Annotated in this window: 14 protein-coding genes and 1 tRNA gene; 10 read left to right on the top strand and 5 right to left on the bottom strand. The window is 46.5% G+C overall.

The window, feature by feature from the left end:
- The 3 genes from VIP81_RS12830 to VIP81_RS12840 all read left to right on the top strand — a co-directional run.
- Positions 1 to 740: hypothetical protein (locus VIP81_RS12830; protein ID WP_331960953.1), on the top strand; the 740-nt coding region annotated here is incomplete at its 5' end.
- 145 nt (positions 741 to 885) lie between these two features.
- Positions 886 to 2139: a DoxX family protein gene (locus VIP81_RS12835; RefSeq protein WP_331960956.1), complete on the top strand. Its 1254-nt coding sequence runs from the start codon at positions 886 to 888 to the stop codon at positions 2137 to 2139.
- A 1-nt stretch (position 2140) separates the two neighbouring features.
- Positions 2141 to 2854 carry a phytanoyl-CoA dioxygenase family protein gene (locus tag VIP81_RS12840; RefSeq protein ID WP_331960959.1) on the top strand — a complete coding sequence of 238 codons (714 nt, stop codon included), beginning with the start codon at positions 2141 to 2143 and terminating at the stop codon, positions 2852 to 2854.
- Between the two features lie 338 nt (positions 2855 to 3192).
- On the opposite strand, the gene VIP81_RS12845 is transcribed toward VIP81_RS12840, so the two are convergent.
- From VIP81_RS12845 to VIP81_RS12860, 4 genes are all read right to left on the bottom strand, one after another.
- Positions 3193 to 5001, bottom strand: coding sequence for a RagB/SusD family nutrient uptake outer membrane protein (locus VIP81_RS12845; protein ID WP_331960962.1), 1809 nt, complete (start codon positions 4999 to 5001; stop codon positions 3193 to 3195).
- Positions 5002 to 5028: 27 nt separating this feature from the next.
- Positions 5029 to 8580 (bottom strand): TonB-dependent receptor, encoded by a 3552-nt coding sequence (locus VIP81_RS12850; RefSeq protein WP_331960965.1) that lies wholly within the window; start codon positions 8578 to 8580, stop codon positions 5029 to 5031.
- A gap of 56 nt (positions 8581 to 8636) precedes the next feature.
- Positions 8637 to 9671: a FecR family protein gene (locus VIP81_RS12855; protein ID WP_331960968.1), complete on the bottom strand. Its 1035-nt coding sequence runs from the start codon at positions 9669 to 9671 to the stop codon at positions 8637 to 8639.
- A gap of 66 nt (positions 9672 to 9737) precedes the next feature.
- Entirely contained in the window at positions 9738 to 10349 is a 612-nt protein-coding gene (locus VIP81_RS12860) for a sigma-70 family RNA polymerase sigma factor (protein ID WP_331960971.1), read from the bottom strand.
- A gap of 106 nt (positions 10350 to 10455) precedes the next feature.
- Here VIP81_RS12860 and VIP81_RS12865 point away from each other — a divergent pair, with 106 nt between their 5' ends.
- The gene (locus VIP81_RS12865) at positions 10456 to 10623 is read left to right on the top strand and encodes a phosphatidate cytidylyltransferase (RefSeq protein WP_331960974.1); all 168 of its coding nucleotides are present in this window, start codon (positions 10456 to 10458) and stop codon (positions 10621 to 10623) included.
- A gap of 37 nt (positions 10624 to 10660) precedes the next feature.
- Here the strand turns inward: VIP81_RS12865 and VIP81_RS12870 are convergent, their stop codons facing one another.
- The gene (locus VIP81_RS12870; RefSeq protein WP_331960977.1) at positions 10661 to 11023 is read right to left on the bottom strand and encodes a helix-turn-helix transcriptional regulator; all 363 of its coding nucleotides are present in this window, start codon (positions 11021 to 11023) and stop codon (positions 10661 to 10663) included.
- 701 nt (positions 11024 to 11724) lie between these two features.
- Between VIP81_RS12870 and VIP81_RS12875 the strand changes: the two genes are divergently transcribed.
- The 6 genes from VIP81_RS12875 to VIP81_RS12900 all read left to right on the top strand — a co-directional run.
- On the top strand, positions 11725 to 14880 hold the full coding sequence (locus VIP81_RS12875; protein ID WP_331960980.1) for a TonB-dependent receptor: 3156 nt from the start codon (positions 11725 to 11727) through the stop codon (positions 14878 to 14880).
- Between the two features lie 20 nt (positions 14881 to 14900).
- Entirely contained in the window at positions 14901 to 16802 is a 1902-nt protein-coding gene (locus tag VIP81_RS12880) for a RagB/SusD family nutrient uptake outer membrane protein (protein WP_331960982.1), read from the top strand.
- Between the two features lie 21 nt (positions 16803 to 16823).
- On the top strand, positions 16824 to 17990 hold the full coding sequence (locus VIP81_RS12885; protein ID WP_331960985.1) for a DUF5000 domain-containing lipoprotein: 1167 nt from the start codon (positions 16824 to 16826) through the stop codon (positions 17988 to 17990).
- Positions 17991 to 18007: 17 nt separating this feature from the next.
- A complete protein-coding gene (locus VIP81_RS12890) occupies positions 18008 to 19108 on the top strand; it encodes a DUF4998 domain-containing protein (protein ID WP_331960988.1) in 1101 nt (366 codons plus the stop codon).
- 324 nt (positions 19109 to 19432) lie between these two features.
- Positions 19433 to 19506: transfer RNA gene (locus VIP81_RS12895), tRNA-Pro, on the top strand.
- A 330-nt stretch (positions 19507 to 19836) separates the two neighbouring features.
- Positions 19837 to 20405: phage integrase SAM-like domain-containing protein (locus tag VIP81_RS12900; protein WP_331960991.1), on the top strand; the 569-nt coding region annotated here is incomplete at its 3' end.

Below are 20405 nucleotides of genomic sequence, written 5' to 3' on the forward strand. Positions count from 1 at the left end.
CGGCTACAGCTACCCTGGAAGGCAATTCCACCCTGGCCTGGGAAGCTGCCACAAAACTACAACAACATATTTCCCCCACCATTATGCGGATGCCTGCCTGGGGCACCTTACAGCATTATTATACCATCCCCTATTATGTGGCAGCAAAGTTATCGATGTGGGATACCATCCTGGCGCTGCCGTCTCCCGGAAATGATCTGGTGTACCCGAAGGCCATCTGGCACTATGCCAGGGGGATGGCTTTTTTAGCAAAACATCATTTGCCGGATGCGCAAAAAGAAATGGATAGTCTTGCTATACTTGCTACCGATACCACTCTCCCGCATCTGACCATCTGGAATATTAATACCGCTGCTGATTTGGTGCATATCGCTTCTAAAGTACTGGCAGCAGGAATCGCTATACAACAACATGATGCAACACATGCCACCGGCTTACTGCAGGAAGCCGTAGCTATAGAAGACCATCTGAATTATAACGAGCCGCCGGACTGGTTTTTCTCTGTACGTCATCATTTGGGGGCAGTTTTGCTGAAAGCAGAAAAGTACAAAGCAGCCGAAGCTGTTTATCGTGCGGATCTGAAGACCTGGCGAAAGAATGGCTGGGCATTAATGGGCTTATACAATGCCCTCGTATTACAGCACAAAAACGACGAAGCGAAAAGCATACATACCCAATTCGATGAAGCGTGGAAATATGCAGATATAAAAATTAATGCATCCTCCGATATTGCGGACTAAATAAACTTCGCAAATACCATGGCTGATCGAAAATTTTTGTTTCAGATCAGCCATGGTATTCTTATCTACCTCTGTTAAAAATTTCCTAAACACATTGTGTGATGTTTAAAAAATTAATTAATTGCCGACAGAATAAAAAACCATCATGCAGCACAACAGTGACCTGACTATACCCTGGTCTTTACCCCGGAAACTATTTTTCCGATTCTGTACTACCTATTTCCTGCTATACACCTTGTCCTCCCTGGGTTTGTTCAATTTCATGTGGGACACGCTCGTCACCTGGGCCGGAAAATGGTTGATCCAGCCGGACTTCAACATCACCGTATGGCCTAATGGCAGCGGAGATACTACCTACAACTACCTGGTGCTTTTTTGTATGGTGCTGATCACTGTGCTGATCACGATCACCTGGTCGTTGCTGGATCGCAAACGAAAAAGTTATGAACGGTTGTCCTATTGGGCAATGGTGATATTGCGCTATGGTTTGGCGCTTTCCATGATCAATTATGGGATGGCTAAAATAGGTAAAACGCAATTTCCGTTTCCTTATCTTGCCAAGCTGGAAACGCCTTTTGGCGATACCTCCCCTATGGGACTGGCGTGGAGTTATATGGGCTACTCTACCGGTTACAACCTGTTTACCGGATTGGCCGAATTCATAGGTGGCATCTTCCTTTTCTTCCGGCGCACGACTTTATTTGCGGCCTTAGTGAGTATCACGGTACTGGTGAATGTAGTGGCCATGAATTTCTTTTACGATATTCCTGTAAAACTGTTTTCGATCCATTTATTGCTGATAGCACTCTATATAGCATTACCGGATATGCAGCGACTGCTGCGTTTCCTTTTCACACAGCAAGCAGTTGCCCCGGCAGCACATTGGTATCCCGTTTTCCGGACAAAGTGGAAACGTATTACCTTCATCTCCCTGAAATACCTGTGTATATGCGCCCTCGTAGGAGAGCCAGTGTATTATTGTATCGCAAATATGAGGGCCCATTCGAATATCAACAAGGCTCCTTTATATGGGATCTATACCGTTGGCAATGTACAGACGGATAGCAGCGGATTATTAAATGAGCGTATCACGCAGTTTCAGTTGTGTCAAAAAATATATATTGAACAGGACAACACCTTCATTACTAAAAAAAGTGACACGGATTTGTCTTATTACCGGTCAAAAACAGATACCGTAAAACGGCTGTTGAGTTACTGGCATGGCAAAAGTGACACCGTACAACTACATTATCAGCAGGTCGGGAAAGATTCCATTTTATTGCATGGCGTCATCGGAAAGGATAGTATACATTTGCGATTGAAAAGAAAAGATCCGAATGATTACCTGCTCATTAGCAGGGGCTTTCACTGGATCAATGAGTACCCGATGAATCGATAATATGAACATTACACAACACCAGGAGTACATTAACGGGCAAGGATATACGGTAATAGCGGATGTATTTAATAAACCGGCAATTGATGCCATGGTGGGCGCTATCGACGAAGCCAATCCTGCCGGACCCTTATTCCGGAAGACAAATGATCTTTTTGCGATCCGTCGTTTTCTGCAGGCAGTGCCGGCTATACGGTCGCTTGTTTTTACGGAACAGTTACAAGCATTGTTGCAACAGCTTTTTGGCGCCGGGTATTTCCCTGTTAAATCTATTTACTTTGATAAGCCGGGGCAATCCAACTGGTTTGTAGCCTGGCACCAGGATCTCACTATTTCTGTAGCGGAAAAATTGCCCGTGGAAGGATATGGGCCATGGACGGTGAAGCCGGACCAGTATGCCGTGCAGCCTCCTGTGGAGATCCTGGAAGATAATTTTACCATCCGCATTCACCTCGACGATACTGACGCTCAGAATGGGGCATTAAAAGTGATACCCGGCTCCCACCTGAAAGGTGTTTACCGGGCAGACACTATCGATATGAACATTACACCAGCCGTCAGTTGCGTGGTGCCGCAGGGTGGTATGATGATCATGCGGCCGTTACTGATGCATGCCTCCGGACGCAGCAGCAACGGGCATAACCGCAGGGTGATACATATTGAATTCAGCAGGTGCGCATTAGCTGGCGGTTTGCAATGGGCAGAGCAATTAATGTAAAGGATCGCCTTCGGCGATTGTCTTTGTTCAGGATTATACTGATTATAATGATTATACTGATCTTTTAGATTTTTTAGATTTTTAGATTTTTTAGATTTTTAGATTTTTAGATTTTTAGATTTTTAGATTTTTAGATTTTTAGATTTTTAGATTTTTAGATTTTTAGATTTTTAGATTTTTAGAGAACTCTTTAAAATAAAAATTATCAACATAAAAAGATATTCGGAAAAAATACCCCTGTGGTCAAAATCTATTTCAAATTCCTGAAAAAATCATCAAAATCATCAAAATCAGTATAATCCTGAACAAAGACAATCGCCGAAGGCGATCCCCTCCGCTCAATACCCCGCGTTCTGCGTTAACGTAGGGGCGCCATTCTTCACGCTCAGATCTATCTGGCGTTGCGGAATCGGGTACCTTACATTTTTGGCAGCGAAGTTACCATTGGCAATATCGGAGGTAATGTTTTTTTCGTAGCTGAAGTAGCGGTTCATTTCTGTTTGTGCAATGCCCCAGCGTACCAGGTCAAAATAGCGATGTCCTTCCAGTGCCAGTTCCAGCTTACGTTCGAACTGTATGGCTTTCATCGCCCAAGCTTTCCCGTTTGTTACAAACACGTTGGCTGGATATGCACTTACTTTATAATTGGCGGCGGGCGTATTGGTATAACCTTCCAGCGGATTTGCCGGATCGATATAAGTTTTCACCCAGCCGGCCGGATCGGCGGCGCGGCTGCGAACCGCATTCACGTGTTGCTCTGCGATGTTGAGATCTCCGGCCTGTGCCTGGCATTCTGCTGCCATCAGGAGTACATCCGCGAAGCGGATCAGCACATAGTTAATAGCATTTCCGGGCGCCCAGCCATTCCCATCGTAATACTTATCCTGGGTAGCCTGCATGTATATATTTTTCAAGGCAGAATAAGGACCTGCAGACTGTTGGTTACGAATCCAGTTTTTGCCGGGATGGTTGCCCCAGTCGAGGAATGGAACAGTGCGGCGCCCAACAGTCCAATCGAGCCGTGGATCGAGGTTGCCCGCATCTGGTGTAAAAGGATCATCACTGGCGATATTCATATCATTCTTTACCGGGTGCGTATTGAAATCATCTATATAAGGCAGTCCATTCGCATCGGTACGATAAGAGTTTACCAGGTCTTGGGAAGGCTGATAAAAACCGCAGCAGCTAAAAGGTCCGTCGTAGGGGTAATTCAGCATTTCTCCCTGGTTAGCGTTACCAGTACCACCAGAACCGTCGTTAGCGCTGTATTGGATAGAAAAAACGGCTTCGCTGTTATTTTCCGTAAAGGCATCGAAGTTGTCGTGAAATTTAGGCATCAAATGAAAGGGAACCCCTTTTGCGTTTTTACCATTGGCGATCACGTCTTCAAAAACAGGCATGGCTTCCGCATATTTTTTCTCGTAGAGATAAGTTTTTCCCAGGTAGGCTTTGGCGGCCCAGCTATTGGCGCGGCCTATCACGTCCTGTACTTCATTCAGGTTATCGGCGGCGTATTTAAAGTCGGCTTCAATCAGCGGCCATACATCTTTATCGTTAGGTACCTTGTAATCATCTACATTCAGATTCACAAAGCTTTCTGAATTTTCATCTACCCAGGGTATATGATCAAACATTTTTTTCAGGTCTGTATAGAAATGTCCGCGCAGAAAGCGGGCTTCTGCGGCCACTTCTTTCTTTTCATCTTCCGTCATATCTGTTACATTCTTCAATATATGCAATACAAAATTGCAGCGGCGTACGCCTTCATAATTTACCCGCCATTTATCATTGAAGAAGCTATTGGTAGCATTGCCGGCAAAAGTGCCGATCTGCAAAACGGCCGCGGCATCGCCGGGATCACTGCCTTTGTGTGCCTCGCCACCGCATACGCTGCCATAGATCCAGTTATCCGGTGACACTACATAACCGCTGCCTCCGGAGAGGTTCACCATGTCGCCGTCTTTAAAATCCTGTCCGTCCAGCGCACCATAAATGCCTACCAGCAGGGTACTCACACCTTTTTTATTGGTCAACGCCGCTTCTTCCAGTGAGGATTGCGGGGTACGTTGAAGAAAGCTTTTACTACATCCGGTTATCAGCGAAGTTGCAATGGCCGCACTCAGTAGTATATGATAAAATGATTTCATGATCATACTTTTTTAAATGAGCAATTGTTAGAAACCCAGGTTAATACCCACCAGGAACTGGCGTTGATTAGGATAAGCACCTTCATCTACACCAAAATCAGTAATAGATGAACCACCGATTTCGGGATCTATGCCTGAATATTTGGTAATGGTGAACAGGTTAGCTGCCTGCACGTAGATGCGTAATTTTTCTACGTGTAAATTGGCCAGTGCTGCTCCTTTGAAGGTATATCCCAGCTGCAGGTTTTTAGCGCGCAGATAGGAGCCGTTTTCCACCATATAAGAGTTCGGTACGTTGTTGGCGCTGGTAGAACCATCCACTTCCTGTATGGGCGCTTTCGCGTTGTGGTGGTCTGGTCTCCAGGAATCGTACAGGGCAGTTTTGCTTTTGGCACTTTCAAAAGGCGCATAGAAATCGTGCCACCAGCGTACGTTATTCCAGATTTGGTTGCCATGTGTACCAAAGAGGAAAATGCTGAAATCAAATCCTTTAAAGGTAACGCCGATGTTCAGGCCATAAGAGAAATCCGGATTTGGATTACCCAGGAAAGTACGATCGTCCGGCGTAATGATACCGTCGCCGTTCACATCCTGGTAACGGAAACGTCCCAGTCCTTCGCCTTCCTGGTAAGTAGCATCCGCAGTGTTGGTGGCTTTCTGTGCTTCTTTATCTGCGGCTTCTATTTCTGAGGCATCATTCCAGAAACCAATTACTTTATAGCCAAAGAATGAGGATACCGGCTGCCCTACTGCGTTGCGGATAATATTGCTGCCATCGAAGCGGCGGCCATCACTATCGAAATAGTCTACCCCGTCCGAAATTTTTACGATCTTATTTTTGTAGGTGGTGAGTGTACCCGTTACGTTTAGCTGTAAATCCTTGTTGATATTTTTATGCCATCCCAGGGAGAAGTCGAAACCTTCGTTCTTCATCCGGGCAATATTTACATACGGTTGTGCGGAAGTACCGGCGAGTCCGGGTAATTCCGGATTGTAGAGGAGGTCTTTGATGTCTTTGCGGTAGTAGTCGGCGGAGAAGTCCAGTTGTCCGTTGAACAGGCTGGCATCGATACCGATATTGGCATTGACATCGCTTTCCCATTTCGCATCGGGGTTACCGATCTGGTAGCTGGCAAAACCGGCGGTAAGACCGTTATTTACACCAGCGAGATCGTAGTAGCTGGAGCTGCGGTTACCACCATAGAGGAAGTAGCCGTTGTTGACGCCAAGGTTTAACTGGTTACCCATGATACCCCATCCCCCACGGAGCTTCAGATCAGATATCCAGGTAGCCTTCTTCATAAATTCTTCCTGGGAAATACGCCAGCCGGCAGTAATAGCGGGGAAAGTACCATAAGGGTTGTTAACGAACTTGGAAGATCCATCGCGGCGGAGGGTAGCACTCAGCAGGTATTTATCTTTAAAAGCATAATCTATTCTACCCAGCAGCGAAAACAGGCCTTCCGATTCGCGGGTGCTGTAGTTGGTTTGTACGCCGGTACCGGTGGTCAGGTCGGGGAAGTAAGGATCAAAGGTGAAATAGTCTTTGGTAGTACCACCTACCGTTCTGTTGCGGCTATCGAAAGCTTCTGTACCAGCAATAATTTTCAGGTCATGCACATTATTGAATGTTTCATGATAGGTCAGTGTGTTGGTCCAGGTCCAGGCATGTGCGTTGGTAGAACCTTCTGTATAAGAGTTACTGGTAGAATTTTCCTTGTTTTCGTATTGCGGGTAGGTAAAAGAGTGTGACCATCCGGAAGATACTTCACCGCCGAAGCTGGTGCGGAAGGTGAGGTATTTGAGGAAGTCTACTTCTCCATATACATTACCAAACAGACGGGTGTTGAAGCCTTTGTTGTTACGGGAACGTACCTGCATGGCCACGGGGTTAAAAGCGTCCCCCAGCGCGTCTCCTGCAGAACCGGCAAAGTTGCCTTTAATATCATATACCGGGATAATGCTTTGTTCGCGCATAGCATGACCGATGGCGGCATCGGAGGTATTAATATCTACCGTAGGATTTTCTGACATAGAAAAAGCCAGGTTCTCTCCTACCCTGATATGGTTGGTGATGTTATATTGCGTGTTGGAGCGGACCGTATATCTGCGCAGGTAGGTGTTCATTAAAGTACCCTGCTGATTAAAATAATTCAGGGAGAAGAGATAATTTCCTTTATCACCGCCGCCGCTTACAGCCACGTTGTGGCTGGTAATAGGTGCGGGTTTGAATATTTCATGGTACCAGTCGGTACCTGCTTTATTGGCTTTTACGATCTGGTAGAAGTTACCATAATCTGTCAGGTCGGTATAGTTAGGGTTCAGGTAATACAGGGAGGGGTCTACCCTGGGATCGCCTTCCATGGCACCGGATGGCAGGATATAGTCAGGAATGACCGGCGTAGGTCCGTGACCGTATTGGTCTGTTCCGGGATCGGCGCCGGAGTTGGTATAGGCGAGCAATCTCAGGTTGGCTTGTTCCTGTGGATTGAGCGTGTTCCATACATTTCCTTTCTTTGGATATTGGCGACCGTAGTACCCATCGTAGCTTACTTTTACTTTCCCGGTACCGCGGCGGGTGGTGATGATGATCACACCATTGGAGGCACGGGAACCATAGATAGAAGCTGCGCCGGCATCTTTCAATACCTGGAGGTTGGCTACGTCATTGGGATTGAGGTCGGCGATATCGGTGGTGGGTACACCATCCACTACATATAGCGGGGAGTTGGAGCCAAAAGTGTTTACGCCGCGGATACGGATCTGTGGTGTTTCTCCGGGCTGACCAGAGCCGATAACGGTTACACCGGATGCTTGTCCCTGCAGTTGTTCTGTTACCTGTGCAGAAGGTTGTTTAATGAGGTTATCGATATTCACCACGGCGACGGAGCCGGTCAGGTCTTTCTTCTTTTGGGTGGTATACCCGGTTACCACAATTTCGTTGAGGGCGCTGGCGCCTTCTTTTAAAGTGACGTTGATGAGTTGTCTACCACCAACGGCTAAACGCTGTGTTTCATAACCGATGAAACTTACTTCCAGTTCATCGTTGCTTTTACCGGGAGCGGAAATCGTATAAGTACCTTCAGGGCTGGTGACCGTACCGATATTTGTTCCGGCGATGCGTACGGTAACACCGGGAAACGGGTTGCCTTTTTCATCTTTCACCACTCCTTTGATGGGATGTTGTTGCTGGATAACACCTGGTTCAACCGGAGCGGGTGCTACTGGTTTTCCGGTGACCATATAAAAGTGTTCCCTTACTTTTTCGTAGTGTAGGTTGAAGGGCAAGAGGGCTTTGCCCAATGCTTCTTCGGGCGACTGGCAGGCAGCGATTGACAGCTGTACCTTTTTATTTTTCACCAGGTTGCTTTTGTAGGCAATAGAAACGCTGAAGCGGTCTTCGATGAGGTGCAGCACTGTCTTCAGTGAAGACTCATCGGGTTGCAGCTCCTCACTGTTGCCGGTTTCAGGGGCAGGCTGTACATTATTGGCGGCAGCGAGGTCTTGTGCCGACACCGTTTGGGATAGGAAATACAGGGCTAATGCTTGCATTAGCAAAACACGTAAACCTTTTTTCATCTTGAACAGGTTTTAACGATTAAGGAATAGACTACTTATAATAATGAGGGGCGATCTTATTGTTTATGGATCCAGACTTCGTCGCCTCTTTGGTTGAATTGCATACGGAAAACCTTTCCCAGCTGTGTCATCATGGTATCGGGGTTGTAAATGATAGGCATTGACCCGGATACTTTGTATCGTAATAATTGTGTGTCACGAACGATCAGTGTTTTACCAAACACCTGTTGCATGAAGGTGGCCGCATCTGCCAGCGTAAAGTCGTCCATTACCAGTCTTCCGGTATGCCAGGACGTGTAGTGATCTGCGTCTACGCTCTTCTTTGTATAATCGCCATCCTGTTTATTGTAGCGGAGCATTTCGCCTGGCTGCAGGTATAGTTCGGCGGTTTTTCCGGCGGCGGGTTCACCTATATTGAGCCGTATACTCCCTTGTTGCAGTACCACTACTATTTCTTTTCCTGCACTGTTTACATTGAACTGTGTACCCAGTACTTCCACGTTGAGATTATCGTAGGTATGCACGATAAATTTCTGATGGGAAGTGGTATGTTTTACGTGAAAGAAGGCTTCTCCATCGAGCCATACTTCGCGTTTACCGTTTTCTGTTATGGCATACAGCAGTCGTGAGTCGGCATTCAGTGTTACCTGTGAAGAATCAGGCAGCAACAGTTTTTTGGTTTCGCCGAGTCGTGTATGAATGCTGACGATAGCCGGTGTATGGCTGGTTGACTGAAACCACCACCAGGCGCCTGTTAGCAGGATACCTAGTAATACCGCTGCCGCATATTTTCCTACCTTTTTCCACCCCGGTATCCGGGCGATGGTTGTTGTTTCTTCCTCTTCTGCCATGCCGTTCCACACCGCTTCCCACAGTTGTTCCTTATCCGTAGCGGAGAGGGTGTATGAGCGGAATTTAATACTATGCACCAATTGCCGGGCGTCGCTGATGATGGGTTCCTTGTCCGGGTTTTGCCGGAGCCAGGTTTCCCAAAATACATTTCTCAGTTCAGGATGTAATACCCATTCCTGGAAATCTTCATCCATTGCGAACTCCCTGGCCGTGTATGATAAATAGTTGCTGGCTGCCAAGAGAACGTGCTTTTTCTTAAAGAGACCTTCCGGAAGAAAACCTCATCACTTTTTCCAAAATATTTTTTATTTGCTTAAAAGCAGTAACAGGAGCGGCAAAGAGAGGTTCTTTTTGAGGATACCGATGGCTTTGGAGATGGTATTATAGACAGAATCTACCTGCATAGACATAATATCTGCGACTTCATTGTAGCTGAGGTTCTGAAAGAAGCGGAGGTAGATGGCTTCCCGCTGACGGCGGGTGAGGTGAGCCAATCCTTCCTGCAGGAGGCGTTTCTGCGCTTCGAGGGTTTCCTGCTGGATTAACTGGTTTTCCAGGGGAAGGGTATATTCAAATTCAAAGGCTTCCCAGGCGTCGCGGTGCTGGTAGCGGCGATCTTTACGGAGTGCCCGGAGTAAACGTCTTCTCAGGCTGCTGATCAGGTAATAGCGTACATTCTGGATGTCGGCCGACAGGTGTGCCCTGCTGATCCAGAGATCCTGGAACAGGTCCTGTAAGCAGTCCTTCACCCTTTCCTTTTCCTGGCAAAAGTGCATGCCATAATGAAAGAGGTCATCGATGTGCGCATCATATATTTCGGCGAAAGCGTGGCGGTCACCTTGTAGAAAGAGTCCCCAAAGTGAGGAATGGGAAGCCACCACGCGCAGACCTGATTTATAGGCTTTCCCTGTATTCATACATATTCTGGTTGATATACTAAAGCTTGTGAATTATTTTGACACCTGCAAATATATTTTGGTACAGGATATGTCAGGGTAATGTATATCACTAAAACTGAACTATATGAAACACCTCACTTATTGGTTGCTGTCGTTCCTGGTACTTTTCCTCAGTAGTTGTGAGCTGATAGGCGGAATATTTAAAGCGGGCGTATGGACAGGAATACTTGCCGTAGCTGTGGTAGTGGGCCTGATCATATTTTTAATAAGCCGCGGGGGGAAACGGGGGTAGTATCGTATTCCATCACGGGGAGCAGGGGAAACCGGCTTTACTGCTTTTTCTCCTGCTCCATTTTAAGCAAGGCTTCAAGTAATTCAATGCGTTTACGTTCTGTTGCCAGCAACTCGTCATACAACGCCACTATTTTCTCGATAGGATTAAACTGGTAGTTGATAACCGTATTGTTCTGATCATAGACATTGTTGATGATCACATCTTCTCTGAAGTTGCGGATAACGTCCGGAGATATTTCGAGGGCAGATGCTACTCTTTCCAATCTTTCATCATCCATAGATTCACAATTCTCCATTTTAGATAATGCCTGTTGTGTAACGCCCAGTCGACGTGCCAGGTCAGCCTGCTTGATACCACGAATTTCACGGAGGCGGGCTATTTTCTGACCTATATTCATATGAAAAAAAAGATTTGCTATAAAAGTACGTTAAACAATCAAATAATGGCCAGCCTCTCCCTTTTTTCAAATATTTCAAATACAATGCGTTAGCATTCCTTCGTTGTAAAGCACAACGGGAACGGTTGTATTTTACAACTGCAAAAACTTGCATTGCTTATAATATTATGAAATCTTTGTTTCGGTCCTGTCACAGTCCCTATATGCTGCAGCAGGAGTTACCCACAACCAGATGTTAATCGTTCTCTTCTTTGTGATCCACGTATGAAGTATCGTTTGTTAGAAGGAATAATACAATTGACAAATTAAAGATCAATGTTTCCGGTGCAACTACCGGGAACGGCACTACGTTTTTTTTAACTCAGCACTTGCAATCGATTACAAGTGATTTTAACCGCCGCAAAAAACGCGCTATGAATTATTATCTCCTGATGAAAACACCTGGCGCATAGCCACTGCCTGACAGGAAAACTCCTGTAAAGGCATCCACATTGCATGGCGATTCCACATAGCTGCAGGACCTGCGGAAAGGGTTTGCTATGTCTGCTATTCACCGCTGCAGGATAATAACTATCCGCAGAAAAGGATTGCTATGCTTATGATGATACAGCACTGCGGATAAAAATTATCTGCGGAAGGGGTTTGCTATGCCTATAACGTAAACGGATCAACGAAATTATTCCATCTTTTAAAAACAAATTATGCAAGACAAATTTTACACGGGAGTGGTGGTAATGCTGTTGCTTTTATTCCAGCTGTCTGCAGCTGTAGCAACGGCACTCCCGGCGGCAGACAAGGAAGTAAGGGGGCTGATAACAGACAGCACCGGTACACCGGTAATTGGTGTTACCATTGCCGTAAAGAATAAGCCAGGCGTGGGCACAGCGTCCGACAATAACGGGCGGTACATTCTGAAAGTACCGGAGAATGCCACCCTTGTATTTTCGATGATAGGCTTCACGGCGCAGGAGATCCCGGTGAATGGCCGGGAGGTGATTAATATAACCATGCGCCCATCCTTCAATCAGCTGGGAGAAACGGTGATTGTAGCTTTTGGTAAGCAGAAGAAGGCAGATGTAGTAGGCGCAGTAACTACTATTAATCCGGCTGAATTAAAAGTGCCTGCCAGCAATCTTACTACCGCACTCGCCGGCCGCATTGCCGGTGTAATAGGCTACCAGCGCAGCGGTGAACCGGGACAAGACAATGCCGATTTTTTTATACGGGGGGTCACCACCTTTGGTTATAAAAAAGATCCGCTGATATTGATAGATGGCATAGAGCTCACCGTAACGGACCTGGCCCGTTTACAACCAGACGATATTGCCAGTTTTTCGATTATGAAAGATGCGACTGCCACCTCTCTGTATGGCAGCCGCGCAGCCAATGGCGTGATACTGGTCACGACCAAAGAGGGGAAAGAAGGCAAAGCAGCCATTACCCTACGCGTAGAAAATTCTTTCTCCGCTCCCACCCGCAACGTGGCCCTGGCAGATCCTATCACGTATATGCGGCTGAATAATGAAGCGGTACTCACCCGCGATCCGCTGGGTCAACTACCCTATACCGATCAGAAAATTGATAATACCATTGCCGGCATCAATCCGGCGATGTATCCGGCTACGGACTGGCGGGAATCACTGTTTAAAAGTTATACCACCAACCAGCGCGCCAACCTGAATGTGAGCGGCGGCGGTACAGTAGCCCGCTACTATGTGGCCGGCTCATTTAATAAAGACAACGGGATACTGAACGTAGATAAACGAAACAACTTCAATAGCAACATCGACCTGAAAAATTACTCGCTCCGTTCCAATGTAAATGTGAACGTTACTAAATCTACCGAGATGGTAGTGCGCCTCAGCGGCTCCTTTGATGACTATACCGGTCCCATTGACGGTGGTGCAGATCTTTATAAAAAAGTAATGCGTACCAATCCCGTTTACTTCCCGGCCTACTATCCTATGGATGATGATCACCGGTATGTGCAGCATATTATGTTTGGCAACTATGATGATGGCAGTAACAGTTACTTATTGAATCCCTATGCAGACATGGTGAAGGGATATAAAAATTATTCCCGCTCCATGATGGCTGCACAGTTTGAGGTAAAACAGGATCTTTCTTCACTGACAGAAGGCTTGAACTTCAGGACCATGGTGAATGTTACCCGCAACACTTATTTTGATATCACCCGTGCCTACCAGCCTTTCTGGTACCAGGCCGGCGCTTATGATAAATTACAGAATACCTATAAACTGGATTTATTGAATGAAGAACTGGGGACGGAGTACCTGAATTATGTGCCGGGCACTAAAACCGTGAATTCGAGTTTTTATATGGAATCGGCATTGAACTACAACCGTACTTTTCATGAAGATCATACGTTGAGCGGCTTGTTTGTGTTTATGGTCCGGAATAATCTCACCGGCAATGGTGCTGATCTGCAGGCCTCTCTCCCCTTCCGTAATGTAGGACTGGCGGGCCGTGGCACCTACTCTTACAAAAACAGGTATTATGTAGAACTGAATTTTGGATATAACGGATCGGAACGTTTTCATGAATCGCACCGTTACGGATTTTTTCCTTCAGCAGGTGTAGCCTGGAGTGTATCCAATGAAAAATTCTTTGAGCCTTATAAGCATGCGATCTCTAATCTCCGTTTGCGTGCCACCTATGGTTTATCCGGTAATGATGCCATTGGCGATCCCACTGATCGTTTCATGTATTTGTCGAACGTAAACATGAATGACGCGACCAAAAGTGCTGTATTTGGCCGTGACAATGGGTATAGCCGATCCGGCATTTCTTTATCGAGGTATGCAGATCCGAACATCAGCTGGGAGCTGGCGAAGAAAACCAACCTGGGGCTTGAGTTAGGATTGTTTGGCAAAATGGATATACAGGCAGATTTCTACCAGGAGCGACGCAGTAATATTCTGATGACAAGAACCGCTACCCCTGCTACCATGGGGCTTTCCGCACAACCCCGTGCCAATGTGGGCGCCGCGCAGGGTCAGGGAGTAGATTTATCGGTAGACTACAATCATTCTTTCAGTGAGCGTTTCTGGTTGCAGGGAAGGATCAACTTCACCTATGCCACGAGTAAATTCACGGTGTATGAAGAGCCGTCTTATGATGGCGCACCCTGGAAACTACATGTCAATTATCCCATCTCCCAACAATGGGGATATATAGCAGAGCGCCTGTTTGTAGATGATGCAGAAGCAGCCAAATCTCCCAAACAAAATTTCGGAGAATATGGTGGTGGAGATATCAAATACCATGATGTAAACGGCGACGGGCAGATTACACAGCTGGACCAGGTGCCGCTGGGTTATCCCACCACGCCTGAAATTACTTATGGCTTCGGGTTTTCTGCCGGTTATAAAAGATTTGACCTCTCTGCTTTTTTCCAGGGATTGGGCAGGGAATCGTTCTGGATCAATGCACGTGCCACCGCACCATTCGTGAGTTATTACTACGACAATGAAGTATTATCCGGTAAGCCACAGAACCAGCTGTTACAGGCATATGCCGACAGTCACTGGTCGGAAGAGCACCGGGATTTATATGCGTTATGGCCCAGGCTGAGCACTACTGCCATTGGCAATGACAACAACTCCCAGCAGAGTACCTGGTTTATGCGCAATGGCGCCTTTATCCGGTTGAAGCAGGTAGAAATAGGTTATACCATCCGTCAGTGGAAGCAGATCAAAAGTCTGCGTTTTTACTTCAACGGCACCAATCTGCTGACCTGGAGCAAGTTTAAATTATGGGATGTAGAGATGGCGGGTAACGGTCTCGGCTACCCGGTGCAACGCGTATTTAACATGGGCGCCCTGGCGACCTTCTGACCACTTCTTAACTGTATATGATGAAAAAAGTAATCAGCCTTATATTTCTTTTTCTGTTGGCGCATTTATTCAACAGCTGTAAAAAGTTCCTGGATATTGTGCCTGACAACGTAGCTACTATTGACTATGCTTTCCGGTTAAGGTCTACCGCAGAACGTTTCCTATTCACCTGTTATTCCTATATGCCTGCATTAGGCAACTTTGACGGCAACCCCGCTAATGCTGCCGGCGATGAATACTGGTTGCCCGTTACCAATACTTCCAATGCATGGCAGATTGGGCGTGGCAACCAGAACGTGGTGAACTGTTACATGAACTACTGGCAGGGCGCGGCCGGTGGTAAAGATTTGTTTGAAGGTATCCGTCAGTGCAATATTTTCCTGGACAACATAGACAAAGTACCGGATATGACTTCTACGGAACGGGAGCGATGGACGGCAGAAGCGCAGTTCCTGAAAGCTTATTATCATTTCTGGTTGTTCCAGATGTATGGGCCTATACCGCTGATCAAAGAAAACATTCCCGTGGGCGCTCCGCCTGAGCAGGTGTATCCGGCGAGGGAGCCGGTAGATTCCTGTGTGAACTACATTGTAGCGCAGCTGGACGAGGCAGCAGGTCATTTGCCGGATAAAATAGAAAATGAAGTGTCAGAATTAGGCCGTATCACCAAAGCGATTGCCCTCACCGTAAAAGCACAGGTGCTGGTAGTAGCTGCCAGTCCCCTGTTTAACGGCAATACAGACCATGCCGGCTTTAAAGGTCCCGATGGCCGGTTGTTATTTGCCCCCACGGTAGACCAGGAGAAATGGGTTCGGGCTGCGGCGGCCTGCAAAGCAGCACTGACGCTGTGTGAATCGCAGGGCTACCGGTTGTATACTTTTAATCCGCAATTTTTCCAGTATAAAATTTCTGACACCACGCGGGTGGAGCTGAGTATCCGCAATGCCATCACCGAAAAATGGAATCCTGAAATTATCTGGGGCAATACCAATAGTCTGGCTGGCACCATACAGGCCAGTGCTACGCCGCGGGGACTGGACCCTTCCAAAACGGCCAACAGTGCTACTGTGGGCAACATTGCACCTACCCTCAAAATAGCGGAGATGTTTTACAGCAATCATGGTGTTCCTATTACGGAAGACAAAACCTGGGACTACAATGGCCGTTTTAAGCTCCGTACAGGCACGCATGCCTACCGGTATGATCTCCAGGAAGGTTATCAGACCGTAGCCCTGCATTTCGACCGGGAACCCCGTTTTTACGCAGACCTCGGATTTGATGGTGGCATCTGGTACGGGCAGGGATTGTTCAACGACAATGCGAACCTGTTTTTTGTTTCCAGTAAAAAGGGGCAGCCTGCGAGCGCGCAGAATCAATCGTCCTATTCCGTGACCGGTTACTGGCCGAAGAAGCTCGTGAACTTCAACAATGTAATTGGTGATGGTACCACTTACACCATACAGAACTATCCCTGGCCGGTGATCCGTCTTGCTAATCTTTATTTGTTGTATGCAGAAGCAGAAAATGAGGCAAATGGTCCCGGAGCGGAAGTATACAAGTACATTAACCTGATCCGGGAGCGGGCGGGTTTACCTACTGTAGAAAATGCCTGGACCAACTACTCCCGCAATCCGGGTAAGTTCTCCAACAAAGAAGGGATGCGGGACATCATCCAACGGGAACGCCTGATTGAATTAGCCTTTGAAGGGCAGCGTTACTGGGATATCCGCCGGTGGAAAAAGGCCACGGATGAATTTAACAAACCCATTACCGGCTGGGATCTGGCGCAGGAAGATGCGGCGGCATACTACCGGGAGAAAGTAATCTATAACCAAACCTTTACCACCAAAGATTATTTATGGCCGATCCCGGAGTCGGAGCTGTTGAGCAATAAAAAAATTAATCAGAATCCCGGTTGGTAATCTTTATAAAACGAACTACTCATGACTAAAAATATTATTTATCTCGGGCTGCTATGCCTTTGTTGCTGTAAAGAAGATACGATGAGTCCTCTTAACAATGATGAAGCGCCAGGTCCTGTTACGAATGTGACCGCAGAAAGTATTTCCGGCGGTGCAAAGATTACCTACAACCGGCCCAAGGATAATACCCTGCTGTATGTAAAAGCGGTATATGCCATCCGTCCCGGTGTGGAGCGGGAAGTAAAAGCTTCTTACTATCAGAACAATCTTACCATCGACGGGTTTCCGGATACCCTGGATTATCCGGTGAAGTTGTATGCTGTGAGTCGTGGTGAAAAAGCCTCGGCTCCTGTTACCATCTCCATAAAACCCCTTACCCCACCGGTAAAAGAAGTATTCAGGCAACTTAAAATGTCGGCGACTTTTGGTGGTGTGCGGATCAACTTTGTAAATACTGCAGAAGCAGATATTGTGATTTCGGTACTGGCAACGGATTCGACCAATGACCTGGTACCGGCGGAAACATTCTACACCAAAAGAAAGGAAGGTACTTTTGCCGCCCGTGGTTTTAATACCAACAAAAGGAAATTCGCCGCCTTTGTACGGGATCGGTGGAATAATCATTCCGACACACTGTACGCAGAACTGGCGCCTTTGTTTGAACAGCAACTGGAGAAGACAAAATTCAAGGAGGTTGATCTTCCAACAGATACTTATGCCGGGCATATCAGCACCAAAATACCTAATCTGTGGGATGATAAACTGTCGACCAACATTTTCCATACCAAGCCTGGCAGCGGGCTGCCACAGTGGTTTACGATGGACATGGGCGTAACCGCCACCCTGAGCCGGTTCCGGTTATATCATCGGGATGGTACCACCGATGGGCCTTATACCGGGGGTGATCCGAAGATTTATGAAATATGGGGCAGCAACAATCCGGCTACTGATGGCAGCTGGGAAAGCTGGACACTGCTCTCCCGTTTTGAATCCGTGAAACCCTCCGGGCTACCCGAAGGAACGGTGACCACAGAAGATAAGCAGTTTGCTACGGTTGATGGAGAAGATTTCGACTTCCCGGCCAACATCCCTCCTGTGCGATACCTGCGTTTTAAAACGATCAAGGTGTGGGGAGCGCTGGATCATATGTACATCGCAGAGTTAACGTTCTGGGGTAATGTGAAGTAATCATAAAACAAATCATCATGAAAATATTCTTTCCTTATTGTATGATACTGCTCCTACTATCGGCCTGCAGCAAAATGGATGATACCTATAAACCCTTCATTGGAAAAGGAGAAATTACTTATGCCGGCGCCGTAGATTCCGTGAAAGTATTTCCCGGCAAAAACAGGCTGCAGCTATCATGGCTGCTCACCGACCCGCAGGTGACCAAAGCCAAAATATACTGGAACAACAAAAGTGATTCGCTGGACATGGTGTTGAAAAGAGTGTATGAAGTAGATACAGTGAACGTGATATTGTCGCCCTTACCGGAAGGCGCCTACTCTTTTGACATTTATACTTTTGACGACAGTGGGAATAAATCCATTAAAGTGAGTACCACCGGGCAGGTATACGGAGAAAGGTATACCAGTTCTCTTTTACCAAGACCTGTTAAAAGCGCGCTCTATTCCAATGGTACCGTGGCCATCACCTGGGGCAGTGCGGATTCACATGTGACCGGCACCAAACTTACCTACACCGATGCCTCCGGGACACTGCAGCGTGTAACCGTTCCCGTAGATTCCAACACCACTACTCTTTCCAATTTTGATTTCGGTATTCCCTCCTTCGATTATGCAACGGAGTACAAGCCGGATACCGCGGCGATTGATCTTTTTTATACCGACTATCAAACGGTGGCCGTTAAAGGGCCGCCACTGGAATACGCTAAAAATACCTGGACCGCTACGGCCTCTGACTATGACGAGCCTTCCGGTCGCGGGCCTGGCAATGCGATCGACAACAATCCTTCCACCGTATGGCATATGTCTAAAGTTGCGGGCCTTACGTATCCGCATACCATCAGTGTAGACATGGGCGTAGTGAACCTCGCGTATGGCTTTACATTTATACAACGTACCCCATTAGATGGTCCGCTGAAGCTGGTGGAAATTGAAGTAAGCAGTGATAAAACGACCTGGGAGTCGTTGGGCTCATTTACGTTGCTATCTACCGCAGACAAACAATTTATAGAACTAACGGACACGGCTACCTTCCGTTACTTCCGGGTGATAGTAAGGTCGGATTATAAGAATTCAAATTTTACCGCGCTGGCGGAGGTAGGCGTTTATAAGAGATAAGAATTACGAATTACGAATTACGAATTACGAATTACGAATTACGAATTTGCGGGGAGACAGTAAACGCGTGTATCTTTCCATAACTACGTAATTCGTAATTCTCTCCTGAAATAAAAACAAACATATTGATCGTGCAACCATTACATGTAATTATAATACAATACATTCCTGCGCCGGGCCGGCTATTGCGCGTCGGCGGAATTAATAAAAAAGTATATAAATAATCGCTTGAAAATTTTGTAAACTGAAATTAATGTTTACTTTTGCATCCCGCTGGTGAAGCTACTGGCGGTACTCGCAAGGGTAAAAGTACCGGTAATAAATCGGGACGTAGCGCAGCCCGGTAGCGCGCTTGCATGGGGTGCAAGAGGTCGCTAGTTCGAATCTAGTCGTCCCGACGAAAAGGCTAAAATCATTGTAACGCTTTGTTACGCGATACGCCAAAAAGCCCGCAGATATTGTATCTGCGGGCTTTTTCATTTTTGCCCCATATCAATTTATATCATCGAATTTCAAGTTGTCGGCAGAGTAATCCGGTGAGTAGGTCAGTGAGTAACTTTACCTACTCAACGTAGATTCCTCGTCATATGTATTGATTTGCATTTCAAATCATTACAAAGGATATCATCTTATTTCAAATGATATCAGCGGCTTTGTTTCTACTCATTTTTTGGGCCTGTGAGCCACGATCCAGAGAACATGATTTGTCCATCTAAAATGTAGAAGAAATGAGAAGTGAAAACACTTTCGGCGTGCGCTATGCTATACGCCTGAACAAAAACAAACGGAAAGACTATTCCGTCTTTGCCAGAATCTCCTGTAATAATTCCGCTGAAAGAGAACTAACGATTAAAGGCAGTTTTCAAATGGAAGATTGGGATGATGGTAAGGGTTGGCCTAATCTTACCACTAAAGAGTTAAAGGAATTCGCCACTTATCTTGAAAAAGTAAAATCAAAATTAACAGCTATCTTCCAGGATCTTGAATTGAAAGAAGGTGTGCTGACTGCCGAGAATGTCAAAAATTGTTACCTCGGCATTGGACCAGACATTCAGAAAGTCACCATGCTCCAACTCTGCAAAATCGCTTATGACAAGTTTAAAACCGAAATCAAGAAAGGAAGCATCAAAAACTATGGCGCTACAAATGGCTATGTAGAAAGGTACTGTCAATGGAAATACGCTGCGGGTGATATCCCCCTCCGCCACCTTAATTTTAACTTTATTGACGGTCTATATACCTACATCCTTCAAAATCCAATTAAGCCGAATGACCCCTGTAATAAGAATGGAGCCAT

This window comes from Chitinophaga sp., from assembly GCF_036566945.1.
GTDB lineage: Bacteria > Bacteroidota > Bacteroidia > Chitinophagales > Chitinophagaceae > Chitinophaga.